Origin of the sequence: Burkholderia anthina (genome assembly GCF_001547525.1) — a bacterium.
In the GTDB taxonomy this organism is placed as follows: domain Bacteria; phylum Pseudomonadota; class Gammaproteobacteria; order Burkholderiales; family Burkholderiaceae; genus Burkholderia; species Burkholderia semiarida.
The window spans coordinates 1733856-1751187 of record NZ_LNJP01000003.1 but is presented as its reverse complement, the minus strand read 5'-3'; the positions used below and the strand labels follow the sequence as shown (position 1 = coordinate 1751187).

Annotated in this window: 12 protein-coding genes; 5 read left to right on the top strand and 7 right to left on the bottom strand. The window is 68.1% G+C overall.

Translation table 11 applies throughout. From position 1 onward, the window contains the following. Nucleotides 1-196 precede the first annotated feature (196 nt). Nucleotides 197-778 (top strand): thioredoxin family protein, encoded by a 582-nt coding sequence (locus WS64_RS27795; RefSeq protein ID WP_060968346.1) that lies wholly within the window; start codon nt 197-199, stop codon nt 776-778. Nucleotides 779-829: 51 nt separating this feature from the next. On the opposite strand, the gene WS64_RS27790 is transcribed toward WS64_RS27795, so the two are convergent. After that, entirely contained in the window at nt 830-1468 is a 639-nt protein-coding gene (locus tag WS64_RS27790) for an FMN-binding negative transcriptional regulator (RefSeq protein ID WP_059643592.1), read from the bottom strand. A 124-nt stretch (nt 1469-1592) separates the two neighbouring features. Here WS64_RS27790 and WS64_RS27785 point away from each other — a divergent pair, with 124 nt between their 5' ends. Then, nucleotides 1593-3128 (top strand): MocR-like pyridoxine biosynthesis transcription factor PdxR, encoded by a 1536-nt coding sequence (locus WS64_RS27785; protein WP_060968345.1) that lies wholly within the window; start codon nt 1593-1595, stop codon nt 3126-3128. A gap of 97 nt (nt 3129-3225) precedes the next feature. Next, complete coding sequence (locus tag WS64_RS27780; protein WP_060968344.1) at nt 3226-5457, top strand: penicillin-binding protein 1A; 2232 nt, start codon at nt 3226-3228, stop codon at nt 5455-5457. 34 nt (nt 5458-5491) lie between these two features. Here the strand turns inward: WS64_RS27780 and add are convergent, their stop codons facing one another. Together add and WS64_RS27770 are read right to left on the bottom strand one after the other, a co-directional pair. Then, on the bottom strand, nt 5492-6592 hold the full coding sequence (gene add / locus WS64_RS27775; RefSeq protein ID WP_060968343.1) for an adenosine deaminase: 1101 nt from the start codon (nt 6590-6592) through the stop codon (nt 5492-5494). 45 nt (nt 6593-6637) lie between these two features. Continuing rightward, complete coding sequence (locus tag WS64_RS27770; RefSeq protein ID WP_060968342.1) at nt 6638-7987, bottom strand: NCS2 family permease; 1350 nt, start codon at nt 7985-7987, stop codon at nt 6638-6640. A gap of 94 nt (nt 7988-8081) precedes the next feature. Between WS64_RS27770 and WS64_RS27765 the strand changes: the two genes are divergently transcribed. Then, entirely contained in the window at nt 8082-8990 is a 909-nt protein-coding gene (locus WS64_RS27765; protein WP_060968341.1) for a LysR family transcriptional regulator, read from the top strand. Between the two features lie 29 nt (nt 8991-9019). Here WS64_RS27765 and WS64_RS27760 read toward each other — a convergent pair whose 3' ends face one another. The 4 genes from WS64_RS27760 to WS64_RS27745 all read right to left on the bottom strand — a co-directional run bounded on the left by WS64_RS27760 (nt 9020) and on the right by WS64_RS27745 (nt 14411). Next, a complete protein-coding gene (locus tag WS64_RS27760; RefSeq protein WP_060968340.1) occupies nt 9020-10072 on the bottom strand; it encodes a nucleoside hydrolase in 1053 nt (350 codons plus the stop codon). 10 nt (nt 10073-10082) lie between these two features. Then, nucleotides 10083-11195, bottom strand: a complete 1113-nt coding sequence (locus tag WS64_RS27755; RefSeq protein ID WP_060968339.1) for a porin — start codon at nt 11193-11195, stop codon at nt 10083-10085. Between the two features lie 161 nt (nt 11196-11356). Further along, complete coding sequence (locus WS64_RS27750) at nt 11357-12658, bottom strand: L,D-transpeptidase (protein WP_081103941.1); 1302 nt, start codon at nt 12656-12658, stop codon at nt 11357-11359. 334 nt (nt 12659-12992) lie between these two features. Then, complete coding sequence (locus tag WS64_RS27745; protein ID WP_060968337.1) at nt 12993-14411, bottom strand: MFS transporter; 1419 nt, start codon at nt 14409-14411, stop codon at nt 12993-12995. A gap of 448 nt (nt 14412-14859) precedes the next feature. Here WS64_RS27745 and WS64_RS27740 point away from each other — a divergent pair, with 448 nt between their 5' ends. Then, complete coding sequence (locus WS64_RS27740) at nt 14860-17304, top strand: DUF3772 domain-containing protein (protein WP_060968336.1); 2445 nt, start codon at nt 14860-14862, stop codon at nt 17302-17304. Nucleotides 17305-17332: the final 28 nt, after the last annotated feature.

The following is a 17332-nucleotide window of genomic DNA, read 5'->3' as shown; positions in this document are numbered from 1 at the left end:
CGATGTCCGCTTTTATACCGCACGGCGGGCACGCGTTTGTATCGCAATGTATCGCGCCGCCGCGACGACACACAACATTGCACACGCGCGGCCGGCCGGACACATCGCAGATACGTCGGCGCCGCCTAATGGGGCCTGTCGAAACCCGCCCGGACGCCGACATCGCGCCGCGGCCCCCAAAGTTCAGGAGAACGCCATGCTGCCCCGACTCAAGACCGCCGCCCTCGTCATCGCCCTCGCCGCCACGGCCGGGCTCGCCGCGTTCGCCGGCACCCGGGACGACGCGGGCATGCAGACGTCGCTGGCGGGCATGGCGGCGCCCGGTTTCACCGGCATCGAGCGCTGGCACAACAGCGCGCCGCTGACGCTCGAGCAGTTGCGCGGCAAGGTCGTGCTCGTCGATTTCTGGACGTACTCGTGCATCAACTGCATTCATACGATCCCGTACGTGAACGACTGGTATCGGAAGTATCGCGACCAGGGGCTCGTGGTGGTCGGCGTGCATACGCCGGAATATCCGTTCGAGCGCGACGCGAAGAACGTCGCCGATGCGATCAGGCGCTTCGACATCCGGTATCCGGTCGCGCAGGACAACCGCTACGACACGTGGCGCGCGTACGGCAACCAGTACTGGCCCGCGCTGTACCTGATCGATGCGAACGGCAAGATCGTCTATACGCGTTATGGCGAAGGCGGGTACGACAAGACGGAGGCCGCGATTCGGGAAGCGCTCGCCCAGGCAAAGGCAGGGACGAAGGATTCGACGCGCATGCAGTGATCAGCGCGGCGCGGGCCCGCGGCTCGCCCGCGCGCCGCGGTCCTCGTGCGCTCATTCGCGCTTCGCGTCGGCCTCCGCCAGCATCGCCTCCCCGATCGCGAGATGGCCGTCCGCAACCAGCGCTTCGCCGGCGCCGCGGATATCGGCTTCGGCCTTGTTCTGCCCGAGCTTGCGCTTGCCGACGAGCCGCGTGATCTCGATCCGCAGCCCGACGATCGATCGCAGCATCGTATCGATATAGTCCTTCGGCGCATCGCCCATCTTCCACGGCACGGGTTGCGACGCCTCGTGCGTGCGCGTCAGCCGCGCCACCACGCCGCGCACGAATTGCTCGTCGTCGCACACCGTGATGCGGCCGTGCGCATGCACGACCCGGTAGTTCCACGTCGGCACCTGCCGGTGGGCGACGTGCTTGCTCGGATACCAGTTCGGCGAGATGTACGCGTCGCCGGCGCGGAAGATCACGAGCACCTCGTCGCCGTTCGCGACGTCCTGCCAGACCGGATTCGCGCGCGCGACGTGCGCGTGCAGTTCGCCGAGCCCGCCGTCGCCGGGCATCAGCTCGAACGGAATGTGGTTCGCGTCGAGCCCGCGCTCGCCGTGCGTGATCAGGCTGCCGAACGGATGCTGCGCGATCAGCTCGCGCAGCGCGTCGGGGTTGGGTTCGTTGAAATCGGCGGGGACGTACATGTCGGCTCCACGGTCGTGCGGGGTGGGGAAATGGCGCGGGCGCAGGCCCGCCATGCGCCGATTGTGGCCCCAAACTGGTTTATGCTGTAGAGCCGGTTTGAAACAATTTCAGCAGACCAGAATCATGGCAAGAACGGCCCGGATCGTCGAAATCCCGTCGCTCGGCGCGCTCGACCGCGCGGCCGGCGACCTGAGCCGTCAGCTCGCGCAGGCGCTGCGCGACGCGGTGCGCCGCGGCGACGTCCGGCCCGGCGACACGCTGCCCTCCACGCGGCTGCTGGCGGCGTCGCTGCAGGTGGCGCGTGGCACCGTCGTCGACGCCTACGCCCAGCTCATCGCCGAAGGCTTTCTCGAATCGCGCGGCGGAGCGGGCACGCGGGTCGCGCACGCGCTCGCGGAACCGCCGCCCGGCAACGGCCCGGAATCGCCGGCGCCAGGCCCGGACCCGATGCGCGACGGCCTGCCCGAACCGGCCGCCACCTTCGCGCGGCTCGCCCGCGAATTCAGCCCGTTGCCCGCGATGCCGTTCGCGATCTCGGTGCCCGTCGGCCTCACCGCGCCCGACGACATCTGGCGCCGGCTCGGCAATCGCCTGCGCGCCCGCGGCGCCGGCGCGCCGTCCGGCTATGCCGATCCGCAAGGCGCGCTGCCGCTACGCGAGGCGATCGCCGATTACGTGCGCCGCTCGCGCTCGGTGCGCTGCGACGCCGGCCAGGTCGTGATCACGAGCGGCACGCAGCAGGGGCTGCATCTCGCGAGCCAGGTGCTGCTCGGCGAACACGACCGCGCGTGGATCGAGAATCCGGCCTACCGCGGCATCACCGCGCTGCTCGAAAGCACCGGGCGGCGCGATGCGATGGTGCGCGTGCCGGTCGACGCCGACGGCCTCGACGTCGACGCCGGCGTTCGTCTCGCGGCCGATGCGCGCGCCGCGTTCGTCACGCCGTCGCACCAGTACCCGCTCGGCATGCCGCTGAGCATGGCGCGCCGCAATGCGCTGCTCGCGTGGGCCCGCACGCACGGCGCATGGGTCGTCGAGGACGACTACGACAGCGAGTTGCGCTACGAAGGCTATCCGTTCCCGTCGCTGCAGGGCCTCGCGCCCGATCGCGTGATCTATCTCGGCACCTTCAGCAAGATCCTGTTTCCGTCGCTGCGGCTCGGCTACGTGATCGCGCCCGACGCTCTCGTGCCCGCGTTCTGCGGCGCGCGCGTGCTGATGGATCGTCATGCGCCGACCGCCGATCAGCACGTGCTCGCCGCGTTCATCGCCGAAGGCCATCTCGACCGCCACATCCGCCGCGTGCGCGGCGTCTATGCGGAACAGCGCGCGCTGCTGATCGACACGCTCGGCGCGCGGCTGCCGCGCGAACGCGCATGGGTGCAACCGGGCGACCAGGGGATGCACGTCGTGCTGTGGCTCGCGCAAGGCATCGACGATCTCGACGTGGTCGCGCGCGCCGCCCGGGCCGGTGTCGCCGTGCGTGCGGTGTCGCCGATGTTCGCGCCCGGCACGGCGCGCCCGGGGCTCGTGCTCGGCTTCGGCGGGTTCGGCCGTGCGCAGATCGAAGCGGCCGCGCAGCGGCTCGCGGACGTGGTTTCGTCGGTGGAATCGCGGCCTCGCGCATGGCAAAAGGTTGTCGGCGGGCAACAAACGTAATCGTCTGTAAATCCTGCAAGTAAACGGCCGTTTCGACTGCCGGCGCACAGGTTCCGTTTGCTAGGATCGCGCGTCTTCCCTCCGCGCTCCTGCCGCCGTGAACCGCTTCGTGCCGTTTCTTCGAGACGCGTGGCTCCGTTGCCGCGCCCGTATCGCGCCGCTCGCCGCCGCGTGCCGCACGCGCGTCCGCGCACTGTGCGCCGGCGCGCTGCATCGCCTGCGCCATCCGACACGTCGCGGCGTGGCGCTGACGCTCGCCGCGATCCCGGTGCTCGGCCTGCTGGTCCTGCTTGCGTTCGTTCCGTTCACGCCGAGCATCGGCGACATCCGCAAGGCGCGCATCGACCGCCCCGCGCGCGTGCTGTCTGCCGACGGCCAGTTGATCGCCGAGTTCCGGCCCGTGAACCGCGAATGGGTGCCGCTCAGGCAGATCTCGCCGCACATGATCGACGCGCTGATCGCGACCGAGGACCGTCGCTTCTACCAGCATCACGGCATCGACTGGCGCCGCACGCTCGCGGCCGGGCTGCGTACGTTCTCCGGTGATCGCCAAGGCGGCTCGACGATCACGCAGCAGCTCGCGCGCAATCTGTATCCCGATGAAGTCGGCCGCGCGCCGACGCTCACGCGCAAGGTGAAGGAGCTGATCACAGCGTTCAAGATCGAAGCGGTGTACAGCAAGGACGAGATTCTCGAAACCTACCTGAATACCGTGCCGTTCCTTTACAACGCGTACGGCGTCGAGATGGCCGCGCGCACCTATTTCGGCAAGTCCGCCGACCAGCTCGACATCGCGGAGAGCGCGACGCTCGTCGGGATGCTGAAGGGCAACAGCTACTACAACCCGGTGCTGAATCCGGAACGCGCGGTCCAGCGGCGCAACGTCGTGCTCGGCCGGATGGCGCAGACGGGCATGCTGGCGCCGCGACAGCTCGCGACACTGCAGCGCCAGCCGCTGCGCGTCGACTTCGAACCGCAGACCGCGCAGCCGGGCCTCGCGCCGCATTTCGCGGTGCAACTGCGCAAGTGGCTGATCGCGTGGGCCGACCGCAACAACTACGATCTCTACTCGGACGGCCTCGTCGTGCGCACGACGCTCGATGCACGCCTGCAGGACATGGCCACGCAGGCGCTCGCACGGCAGACCGAACGGCTGCAGGCGATCGCCGACAGCGCATGGCGCGGGCCGTCCGGCTGCGGGCTGCGCAACGACCTGTTTCGCGGCTTCATCCGGCAGACGCCCGAGTATCGTCAGGCCCGCGAAACGGGGCTCGCCGATGTGCCGGCGCTGAAGCAGCTCGGCGCGAATCGCGCATTCATGCGCACGCTGTGCGAGCGCAAGACGCAGGTGCAGGCCGGCTTCGTCGCGATCGATCCGCGCAACGGCGCGATCCGCGCGTGGGTCGGCAGCCCCGATTTCGGCAGCGAGCCGTTCGATCACGTGATACAGGCGCGGCGTCAGCCGGGCTCGACGTTCAAGCCGTTCGTCTATGGCGCCGCGTTCGCTGACGGGATGCGGCCGGGCGATACGTTCGTCGACCGTCCCGTCGCGATCCCGATCGACGCGCACACGGTGTGGCGCCCGACCGATGCGGAACCGCCGACCGGCGAGCCGATGACGCTGCGCGACGGGCTGGCGCTGTCGCGCAACCGCATCACCGCGCAGGTGATGCAGCACGAGGGCGCGGCGAAGGTCGCGCAGCTCGCCCGCGCGATGGGTGTGCGCGACAGCCCGCTCGACGCGGTGCCGTCGCTCGCGCTCGGCACGAGCCCCGTCACGCTGAAGGAGATGGTGTCCGCGTACGGCACGATCGCGAACCGCGGCGTGTACGTCGCGCCGCAGACGATCACACGCATCGAGGATCGCGACGGCAAGGTGCTCGCCACGTTCGCCAGTGCGCCGCCGGAGCGCGCATTGCCGGTGGCCGCGGCGCAGACGCTGGTCGACGTGATGCGCGGCGTCGTCGATTACGGCACCGGCGCCGACATCCGCTCGCGCTACGGCATCCGCGTCGACGTCGCGGGCAAGACCGGCACGACGCAGGACAACACCGACGGCTGGTTCATCCTGATGCATCCGCAACTGGTGGCCGGCGCATGGGTCGGCTTCGACGACGGCAGCGTGACGCTGCGCAGCGACTACTGGGGCGCGGGTGCGCACAGTGCGCTGCCGATCGTCGGATCGTTCTACGATGCGGCGCTGCGCGCGCGGGCCATCGATCCGCACGTGCAGTTCTCGCCCGACTTCCGGCCGCGTAGCGCGCCGGCGCCGAAGCGGCGCGCGCCGCAGCATTCGGGACTGTTCGACTGGCTGAGGTTATTTCGCTGAGCGTGATGCGGGCGGGCTTGGTCAGAAAACGCGCTCAGGCCGCCGCGAGCGTCGCAGCCAGCGCGTCGTATTCAGACGCCCATGCCGCACGCCACACCGCCTTCGTCGCGTCATCGACCCACGCGCCGTCGATTCCGTTCAGCATGAATTGCTTCAACTCGGCCACGGTGAAGCCGAAATGGCTGAACATCAGCTCCCACGCTTCCGAAGGGTTCACCTTGTGCAGCGTCGGATCGTCGGTGTTCGGATGGATCTTCAACCCGAGGTCCGGCATCTTGCGCATCGGATGCAGCTCGGCCCATTGCTCCGGCGGCAGCGTGCGCAGGTAGTACGAATTCGTCGGCACGACGGTGAATACGATGCCGCGTTCCGCGTAGCGCGCGCACAGTTCGGGGTTGTCGACGATCGTATAGCCGTGATCGACGCGATCGACGTGCAATAGATCGACAGCCGTCTCGACGTTGCGCCACGGCATCCCGAACTCGCCCGCATGCGCGGTCGTGCGAAAGCCCGCCGTGCGTGCGTTTCGGTACGCCTTCCAGAACAGCTCGGGCGGCCGGTCGTTCTCGCGATAGTCGATACCGAGCCCCGCGACTTCGTCCGCGCGATTCGCTTTCATCCACTCGACGATCGCAACCGCTTCGTCGGGGTCCTGCTCGCGATCGATGCTCGGAATCAGGCGCGCGCCGATCCCGAAATCGGCCGCGGCGTCGCGAATCGCCGTCACGATCGCGGCCTGCGCGTCCGCATACGCGATACCCGACACGCGCACCGTTCCCGTCGGATTCCAGAAGAATTCCGCATGCCTGACGTTGTGCGCGGCCGCGTCTTCCAGATACTCGTAGGCAATCCGCCGCAGGTCGTCGGGGCGTGTGAGCAAATACTTGTCGAGCGCGCGCAGCACGTGCAGCACGCCCACCGGCTTCTCGCCGCGCGCGTAGAACGCGTCGATCTCCGCGCGCTCGATCGGCGCGCCGCTGCGTTCGGCCAGCGCGACGAACGTGTCGTGCCGCACCGCGCCGAGCAGATGGCAATGCAGCTCGACCTTCGGCAACGCGCGGAAGAAGGCCCGATGGGCGGGCGTAATCTCGATGCCCGTGCGCGCGGCCGGGACGTTGCCTGGTGTTCCCTTCATGTCAGTCTCTTTTTTGGTAGTGCCGATGCGTCGCGAAGCCGTCTCTCAGTGCGGCTTCACGACGGTCCAGAAGTAATAGCCGAGCGGCAGCGCGAGCACGACGAGCCCCCACGACACGTCGCGCCAGCGGCCGGCCAGCAGCTTGACGAGCACGTAGCACAGCAGCCCGCCGGCAATGCCGGTGCCGAAGCTGTTCGACATCAGCGTGAGCAGCACCATCGACATCACGGGCAGCGCATCGGTGAAGTCGTCGAAATGCGTGTGGCGGATCGTCGCGAACATCGACAGCCCGATCAGGATCAGCGCCGGCGCGGTGGCCTCCTTGGGGATCGCGAGCGCGACCGGCACGAACAGCAGCATCGCGGCGAACAGCACGGCCGCGGCCAGCGACGACAGCCCGCTGCGGCCGCCGGCTTCGACACCCGCCGCCGATTCGATCAGCGCGGTCAGCGCCGGAATGCCGAACACGGGGCCGAGCGTCGCGGCAAGCGAATCGACGAGGAACGGCCGGTTGATGTTCGGCAGGTTGCCCTGTTCGTCGAGCAGGTTCGCCTTCGCGCCGACCGCGAGCGCGGTGCCGAGCGTCGAGAAGAATTCCGCCGCGAAGAACGCGAACAGGTACGGTGCGGCGGCCAGGCTCAACGCGCTGCCGATATCGAGCTTGAACGCGATCGGCGCGATGCTGTGCGGCAGCGACATGAACGACGCCGGCAGGTGCGTGACGCCGAGCGGCACGCCGGCTGCAGCCGCGACGAGGATCGCGATCAGGATCGCGCCGGGCACCTTGCGCGCCTGCAGCACGATCGCGACCGCGAGGCCGATCAGCGCAACGAGCGCGCCCGGCCGCGAGAAGTCGCCGAGCGCGAACGCGTTGGTCTTCGCGTTCGCGACGACCATCCCCGCATTGCGCAGCCCGAGCATCGTGACGAACAGCCCGATCGACGCGCCGAGCCCGAGCTTGATCTGCACCGGAATCAGGCGCACCACGACGCCGCGCGCGCCGAGGATCGTCAGCAGGAAGAACAGCACGCCCGACACGCACGCGATGCCGAGGCCCGTCTGCCAGCCGACGTGCTCCGTCGTCGCGAGCGTCACGCCGATGATCACCGAGCCGCCGATGCCGGGACCGACGAGGAACGGCAGGTTCGCGTAAAGCCCCATCAGCGTGGTGAACAGCACGAACACGACGATCGTCGCGGTCGTCGCCGCGCCGCGGTCCATGCCGCCCGTCGCGAGCAGCGACGGGATCACGACGAGCAGGTACGCGGCCGCGAGAAACGACGTGACGCCCGCGATCGTCTCGGTGCGCACGGTCGTGCCCCGCGCGGCGAGCGCGAAGCGACGCTCGAGCCAGTTGGCCGGCGCATGCGCCGGCATCGTGTCAGTCGCTGACATGGTGGTTCTCCCGTGATTCCGAATATTGTCCTGTGTCGGGTCGTGCAGCGCGGTCTTATACTGCCGCGTACCGCATCCCGACCGTTATTGCCCGATGTCCGACCGCTCGTCGCTGCTCCCCGCGCTTACGCTGCGGCAGGTCCAGCACTTCGTCGTGCTCGCCCATGCACGCAGCTTCACGCAGGCCGCGCAGGCGCTGTCGCTCACGCAGCCGGCGCTCACCGCGTCGATCCGCCAGATCGAGTTCCTGCTCGGCGGCCGCCTGTTCGCACGCACCGCGCATCGCCTCACGCTCACCACCGCGGGCGAAGCCGTGCTGCCGCTCGCCGAACGCCTGCTCAACCAGGCGCGCGGCACCTTCGACGACATGACGCGGCTCATCGGCGAACGCATCCAGACCGTGCGCATCGCGTTCATTCCGTCGGTCGCGGGCCGCCTGCTGCCCGCGCTCAACGCCCTGCGCGGCACGCACCCGACGCTGCGCTTCACGCTCACCGATTTGCCGAACAGCGCACTCGTCGAAGCGGTGCGCGACGGCGTCGCGGATCTCGGCATCGGCGTGCGCGAACCCGATAGCGACGACGGCACGCTGCGCTACCAGCAGCTGTTCGAGGACGAGATCGTGATCGTCGTACGGCACGACGATCCGCTCGCCCGCGCGAAGAGCGTCACGTGGGCGAAGCTCGTCGATCGCGAACTCGCGGTATTCGTGCGCGGCAGCGTCAGCGAATCGCTGCATCGCACCGGCGGCGCCAGGAAACTGCGCCTGAACGTCACGTACCGGATGGAATACACCGAGCCGCTCTACGCGCTCGCGCGCAACGGCCTCGCGACCGCCGTGCTGCCGAGCCTCTACACGATGCATCTGCACGATCCCGAACTCGTCGCGCTGCGCGTCGACAAACCGCGCGTCACGCGTGCGATCTCGCTGATCTCGCTCGCCGCCGACGATCGCGGACCGCACGTACGCGCGTGCCGCGAGTGGATCGAGAAGCACATCTGATTCCGTTCGCTGCGCTTGGGCACCCACGTTCAGGGCAGCTTCGCGATTCGATCGACGAGCGTCGCGTAGAAGCGGTCCGCGTCGACTTCGTTGATCCACGTCGCATTCGGGGCACGGCCGCTGCGCCCGTTCCAGTCGACGATCGTCTCGCCGAGCGTCCATTGCCCGCTCGTCTCGACCACCACGTTCACCTTGCGTCCGCCGAACAGTGTCGGATCGACGAGATAGCCGACGGCCGTCGGGTCGTACATCGGCGCGTCTTCAACGCCGCGCCGCTTCTTGTTGTAGGCGAGCTCGGCCTCCATGATGTCCGCGACGATCGTGCCACAGCGGTTGCCGAGCGCGCGGAACGGCGCGACGCGCGCCGGCGTGATCGGCGCCTTCACCGCGACGTCGCGCGGCAGCACGACGATCGGCACGCCGCTGCCGAACACGACGTCGGCGGCCTGCGGATCGACGTAGACGTTGAACTCCGCGGCCGGCGTGATGTTGCCGCGCTCGAAGAACGCGCCGCCCATCAGTACGATATCGCGCAGTGCGGCGCGAATCCGCGGCGCCTCGACCAGCGCGGTCGCGATGTTCGTCAGCGGGCCGAGCGCGCACAGCGTCACGCTGTTCGGCGCCGCGCGGCTCAGCGTATCGACGAGGTACGACACTGCATGACCGGCCGCGAGCGGCGCGCGCGGCTCGTTCAGTTCGACGCCTTCGAGCCCCGTCTTGCCATGCACGTTCGCGGCCGTCACGAGGTCGCGCACGAGCGGACGCGGGCAGCCCGCGTACACCGGCAGCGTCTTCGTGCGGCCGGCCCAGTCGCGGACGATCCGCGCATTGCGTTCTGTCAGCTCGAGCGGCACGTTGCCGGCCACGGCCGTCAGCGCGCGCACGTCGAGCCGGTCCGGCGCGCCGAGCGCGAACAGGATCGCGATGGCGTCGTCCTGCCCCGGATCGGTATCGATGATCACCGTGCGGCGCGCGACGTCGCCGCCGGCCGCGAATGCGCCCGTTTCGGGCAGCAGCGCGGTGCCGGCCAGCGCGGCGGACAGTTTCAGGAAGGTGCGGCGGGATGCGATCGGATGGGTCATGGTCGGGCGCTCAGAACACGTGCCGGACGCCGAGCGTCGCCATCATCTGGCGCGTGCCGGTCGAACGCGCATACGCGAAGATCTGCGCATGATCCGCGTCGCCGGCCGCCTGCTGCACAATCACCGTCAGCGCGACGTCGGTGCGTTTCGACAGGAAGTAATCGGCCTGCAGATTCACCTGATGCCATTTCGGACGCTTGTCGATCACGTCGTACTTGCCGTTCGTGAACGCATACGCGGCGCCGAGAAAGAGCTGCGGCGTCATCGTGTAGACGACGTTCACGCCCAGGTTCTGCAGGTGCAGGTGCGAATTGTCGAGGTAATCGTAGCGCACGTCGGTGAACATCGCCGCGAACTGCGCGCGGCCGATCGTGTAGAAGCCGCCCGTGCCCGCGATCCGCTGCCGGCTTGCGTACGCGGCCGGCGACATCGCGCTCTTGCTGAAGATCAGCAGCGGCGACGCATAGTCGTTCGCGATCGCGCCGTCCTGGTTCGTCGCGCTGTACGGATGGTTGTACTGCGCATAGACCGCGCTCCAGCGCAGCGGGCCGCGCTCATAGCCGAGCCCGAGGCTGTACGCGCTGTTGTTCGCGAAACCGATGGCATTGCTGAAGCCGTACAGTGCGGTGAACTTCAGCCCGTAGTAGACGGGGCTCACGTACTTCACCGAGTTCTGCACGCGAATGTCGTTGTAGCCATTGTCGTTGTCGCCGATGTTCACGCCGTTGCTCGCGATGATCACGGGCCCGATGTAGTCGTGGATCGCGTCGTACTGGCGGCCGAACGTCAGCGAACCGTAGGTACGATCGGCGAGCCCGACGTACGCCATGCGCCCGAACTCGCGGCCATTCTGCGCGGCCGTGCCCGTCATCACGTTGAAGCCGTTTTCGAGCTGGAAGACCGCGGACAGCCCCTGCCCCAGATCCTCCTTGCCCTTCAGCCCCCAGCGCGGGTTCTGGTTCGTGCCGGACAGCGCCTGCCACGCGTTCTTGCCGCCCTGATTCGTCGCGAACCCGACACCGGCCGAGATGAGACCGTACAGCGTGATGCTGCTTTGCGCACCGGCATGGGTCGCGAAGGCGCCGAGCATCGCGAGCGGAGCGAGCTTGTAGAGAGTTTTCATGCGGGTCGTGTGGTCGATGAGGGTCCAGGCGCGGCAGGGTTCCGCGAAACTGGACACGACTATACGAACCCGGATCGGATAATAAAAGTTTGCTTTCCTTATATGTCAATAAAACGGATTTATTCTCATCTTCACGCCTTCCGCGCTCGGCGAACGGGCCGTCAATCCGCCGTGTCCCCGCCCTTCGGCAGCTTCGACCACGCGCCGCGCCCCGGCATCGGCGACCAGGCCGGGCGGGTCTTGCGCGCGCTGTCGATCACGACCAGATAGCGGCCCGCGATCGGCGTGATGTCGCGATCGCGACGCAGCACCCACAGGGACTTGCCGGCCTCGACGCGTGCCTGATAGTCGTCGTCGAGCAGCCCGTGCTGGTCGAGGAACGTATTCAGCGACGCGGGAATCCGCACGCAGCCCTTCGAATGCCGGATGCCGAGCAGCGCTTCGAGCCGGTCCGGGTCGGTCGCATGCATCTGGAAGCGCATCGGCGACACGCCGCCCTTGCCCCAGCCGCGCTCGCCGTCCACCCAGCCGAAATCGTAGATGCGCATGTCGCGGTGGCCGTAGCCGCGAATGCCGTTCTCGTTCGTCGTGCCTTCCGCGCGGAAATCCATCGTATCGGGCGAGTGATGGAACACGCCGAGCGGCGTCAGGAAATGGTCGTACTGGCCCGGCAACCCGGTGCCGACCGGTGATGCGCCGATCATCAGCCACGCATTGGCCGGCGTCGCGCGGAAGTAGATGAACAGCGCCTGCACGTTCGGCGCGCGATCGACCATCACGACGTATTCGCCCGCGAGATCGCCGAGGTCCGCATCGGCGAGTGCTTTCTGAAGCCGCTCGCCGTACGCGCGCTGCTCGTTCGCCGGCACGTTCAGGCGTCGCGTGACTTCCTGCGTGAAGCGCTTGCGCATGTCGAGCGCACGCGTCGTCGCGCGTTGGGCTTCCTCGGCCGACAGCGGCGGATGCCGGCGCGGCGGAGTGGGCGCAGGCGGCTCGGCCTCGCTGGCGGATGTGTCGGAGGCGCCCGATGCAGGCGCGGCGGCCGACGCCGCGGAAGCGGCCGACGCACCCGATGCCGCGCCCGCGGGTTCCGCGTGATTCACGTGTGACGCGGCGGATGCCGGCGCTGCCGCCGATGATGCACCCGGCGCCGCATGCGCGGACGAAGCCGGATGCGTACGGGAGGGCGCCGACGCAGGCGGCACAGCGGGTGAGGATGACGCGGCAGACGGCGCAGCGTCGGACGCGGCAAAGGCAGGCCGCTCTGCGAGCACGGAAATCGACACTGCGGCAGCAAGCCACACGGATGCGGAGACTGCGCGGTCGAGGCAACGCGGCTTCGCAAAGCGCCGCGTCAAATAGGCAAGAATCATACGTTCGAGGCCATCGGCCGATCCGGCCGCCGCATGCTGCTGGTGCGAGCGGCGCATCTTCCGCGCAAGCCATCGACACGTCCGGCGCATCGCGCGCGCCCGGCGCCGACGCCTCTTCGCGGCGGAGCCGTTCGCTGATGCAACGCGGGCGCTCCGATGGCGGCTAATGAGTCGTCAGGCCCTCCATTTTACTCGTCGGTGCGTGAATCGGCAGCGACGAAAACCGCGATTTCCCGTGAAATTGCGCTTCGTCACGCTTTGTTTCAACTCGTTTCCACTTGCGCGTTCGTTGCATGGCAGGCTCGCGCCGTCCGATCGATTCGGTCAACCAAACATTCCGACGCCCCGTCCATCTGAACTCAGAACCTCGACCACATCGCACGCATGCTGCGCGAACCGCGCGACACGCGTGCGCACCTGCCCACTACTTCGAGATGGTTTCGAGCGCGATACCCTTCGTGCGCGGCCCCATCCCTCCGATCGCGGCCATTACGATCACCATCGCGCCCGCGATGAACGCGAACACGCCGAACGTGCCGAACCCGCGCAGCACGGCCGCGATCACGAACGACGAGAAGATCGCCGAGAAGCGGCTCCACGAATAGACGAAACCGACGGCCCGCGCGCGGATCGACGTCGGGAACAGCTCGGCCTGATATGCATGGAAGCTGTACGACATGATGTTGCTCGCGAGCGTGAGGCCGATGCCGAGCACGATCAGGAACGCGCCCACCGTCGTCTGGCTGAACAGCAGCCCGCACACGACGATCGCCGCCGCCATCGCGACGATCACCGACTTGCGCTCGAAGCGGTCGGCGATCACGAGGCCGATCAGCGGGCCGATCGGCGCCGCGAGCGCGATCACGCTCGAATACATCAGGCTCGACGTGATCGTGATGCCCTGCTTGATCAGCAGCGTCGGCACCCAGTTCGCGAAGCCGTAGAAGCCGACCGTCTGGAACACGTTGAAGATCGTCATCATGATCGTGCGGCTGCGATACGGCGGCACCCACATGTCGCGGAAGCTGCCGCGCGGCGGCACGGGTTCGGCCGGCGCGGGCGGCGGCAGCGGCCGACCGTATTCGGCTTCGACCTTCGCCTCGAGCGCGCGCATGATGCGATCGGCTTCGTCGACCCGGCCCTGCTGCGCGAGCCAGCGCGGGCTTTCCGGCAGTTCGCGGCGAATCCACCACACGAACAGCGCGCCGTGCGCGCCGATCAGCACGACCCAGCGCCAGCCGTCGAGGCCGAACGGCGCGTGCGGCACGAGCAGGTACGCGAGAAACGCGACCACCGGCACCGCGACGAACCCCACCGCCTGCTCGCACGCGAACGCGCGACCGCGGATCTGCTTCGGCACGAGTTCGGAGATGTACGTGCCGATCGTCACCATCTCGACGCCGAGGCCGAGACCGACGACGAAGCGCCAGAAGTTCAGCCCGGTCGCGGTGTCCTGGAACGCCATCACGACGTTGGCGGCCGTGTACCACAGCAGCGACCACGTGAAGATCGCCCGACGGCCGAACCGGTCGGCGAGGAAGCCGCACGCGATCGTGCCGATGAAGAGCCCCGAGAACAGCGCGGCGATGAAGCTCGCGACGCCCGTGGTGCCGAACAGGCCGTGCGTCGTCGCGGAAAGGATGCCGCTTTTCACGAGGCCCGGCGCGACGTAGCCGCTGTACAGCAGATCGTAGAGTTCGAAGAAGAAGCCGAGGCTCAGCAGCACGACGAGCTTCCAGACGCTGCGCGTCGGCGGCAGGCGGTCGAGGCGGGCCGAAATGGAGCCGGGGTCGATGGAGGGGGATGGGGCTTGTGCCTGCGGAAGGCTGTCCGTTGAGGCCATCTTGGGCGCGTCTCCTGATCGTGTCGTGTTGTATGTTGTCGTCCGGCGGACCGTCGAACCGCCGCCGGGCGAATCGCTGCATTGTACCGGCACGCCCGTTTCGCGCAGGTGCGAGCCGGCAAGCCGGCTGCGATACAGGCACCGAACCGATTCGATGCCCGATTCCGCGCCGGATAATGTGTAAATTGCGTAACCGTGTATCAGAGACGAAACGCGCGTCAGCTCGGCGTTGCGGCGCCGCCTTCCCCCGCCCGCCGGCGGCGCAAGCCCGGCAATACGGGCCTGCCGCGCCGTTTCGCGCAGGCACGCGCCGCCAAAATCGCGGCGAACGGCAAGACGCAATCGGTACAACCACGCGTTCCGCGCCCCGGTAACATGCTACCGGGCCAACTCCCGGCTTCCGGCTGCCTTTCGGCAACCGACATTGTCGGCAAATCGTAAGCATTCCATGTCCATACAACGACTATCCCTGTACGCCCGCCGGATCGCGCTGATCGCGCTGCTGCAGTTCGCGGCGATCGCGACCGCGTCGGCGTTTCCGGCGGCCGCGTCCGCGCCTGTCGCGAGCGGTGTCGGCGCAACAGAGCCGGCCATCTCGCTGCCCGACGCGGTCGCGCAGCTCAAGCAGATGCAGGCCGAGCTGGACCGCATCAAGCAGCAGACTTCGACCACGTCCAACAGCAAGGAGCTGGACGCGCTCGACGATTCGGCGCAGGAACTGAGCGCGGATGTCGCGAAACTGCAGAGCGATCTCACGCCGCAACGCGCGCAGGTCCAGGCGCAACTCGACGTGCTCGGGCCGCCGCCGGCCGAAGGCGCCGCGCCGGAAACGGCGGCCGTCGCGAAGCAGCGGGCCACGCTCGACGCGCGCAAGACGCAGATCGACGCCGCGCTGAAGCAGGCCGCCGACCAGAAGGCGAGCCTCGCGAATCTGACCGAGCAGTTCGCGAAGCTGCACCGCAGCCTGCTGAAGAACCAGCTCGCGTTCCGTTCGGGCAGCATCTTCAGCGCGGAGTTCTGGCTGCCGCTGTTCCACCTGTCGCCAGACGACCGCCAACGGCTCCAGGATTTCGACGACGAATTGTTCGACATGCTGCGCTCGTCGTGGGTACCCGGGCAGCGGGCGATCACCACGGTGCTGCTGATCGCCGCATTCGCGGCATGGCTCGGCGGCCGCCGGCTCATCGAGCGCGGGCTCGCCTGGGTCGCGCTGAACCGCCTGCCGCCCACGCGCCTGCGGCGCAGTGCACTGGCGCTGTCGACCGCCCTGTCGACCTTCCTGGCAACGGCGATTGCGGTGCAGATCTTCTACCTCGCCGTCGCGCGCCGCTACGAGCTCACGCCGTCGCTGATCGATCTGTGGGACCAGTTCGTGAAGCTCGCCGCGACCTGCGCGCTGATCGCGGGCCTCGGCCGTGCGCTGCTCTGCACCAAGCACCCGTCGTGGCGCCTGCCCGCGCTCGCCGATCCCGTCGCGCTCGCGATGAAGCCGTTCCCCAGCATCCTCGCCGCGCTGCTGCTGGTATCCGGTACGCTCGAGTCGATCAACCGGATCGTCGACACCAGCCTGTCGGTCACGCTGTTCGGCCGCGGCATCGTATCGCTCGTCGTCGCGCTGACGATCGGCGCGTCGCTGTTGCGCGCGAACCGCGCGCGTGCCGCACTCGCGGCGGCAGGCGAGGCGCCGGAGCAACGCTCGACGCTCGCGGGCCTGATCCATGCCGGCGTCACGCTCGCGATCGTTGTATCGTTGATCGCACTCCTGATCGGTTACATCACGGTCGCGCGCTTCATCACGTACGAGCTCGTGTGGTTCGAGATCGTGCTGTGCGCGACCTACATCCTGATCCAGTTGACGCGCGACGCGAGCGAGAGCCTGTTCTCGTCGAGCCTGTCGACGGGCCAGCAGATCAAGCACCTGTTCGCGCTCGAAGACCGTCACCTCGATCAGGCGCGCACGGTCCTGTCCGGCTTCGGCACGAGCCTGCTGATGCTGATCGCGGCGATCGCGCTGCTGACGGGCGGCTTCGGCACGACGCCCGGCGACCTGCTCGACAGCGCGGTCGCGATGATCGGCAGCCAGCGGCTGCAGAGCCTGAACATCATGCCCGACCGGATCATGAACGCCGTGATCGGGTTCGCGATCGGCTTCTACCTGCTGCGCTCGCTGCGCCGCTGGCTCGACGGCGAGTTCATGCCCGCGCTCGGCATGGATACCGGCATGCGCGTGTCGCTGATCACGCTGTTCACCAACGTCGGCTACGTGCTGCTCGTGCTGATGACGCTCGGGCTGCTCGGCGTCAGGTGGAGCAATCTCGCGTGGATCGTCAGCGCGTTGTCGGTCGGTATCGGCTTCGGCCTGCAGGAAATCGTGAAGAACTTCGTGTCGGGGCTGATCCTGCTGACCGAGCGCCCGGTGAAGGTGGGCGACATGGTCAGCATCGCGGGCGTCGAAGGCGACATCCGCCGCATCAACGTGCGTGCGACCGAGATCCAGTTGAGCGACCGCTCGACCGTGATCGTGCCGAATTCGCAGTTGATCTCGCAGAACGTGCGCAACGTGACGATGGGCAACAGCACGCAGGGTGTCGCGACGCTGGTGCTGACGTTCCCGCTGAACACCGATCCGGAACAGGTGCGCGACCTGCTGCTCGATGCGTATCGCGCGCACCCGGCGATTCTTGACAAACCGGCGCCGTCGGTGACGTTCAGCCAGCTCGCGCCGGACGGGATCACGCTGAGCGTGACGGGTTACGTGTCGAGCCCGCGGATCGCGAGTTCGACGAAGAGCGATCTGCTGTTCGAGATCCTCAAGCAGTTGCGCGCGGCGGGAATCACGCTGTCGAGCCCGCAGATGCTGGTCGTGCAGAACATGCCGACGGAAGAGAAGTGAACAAAGACGGCCGGTCGCGTACCGCAGC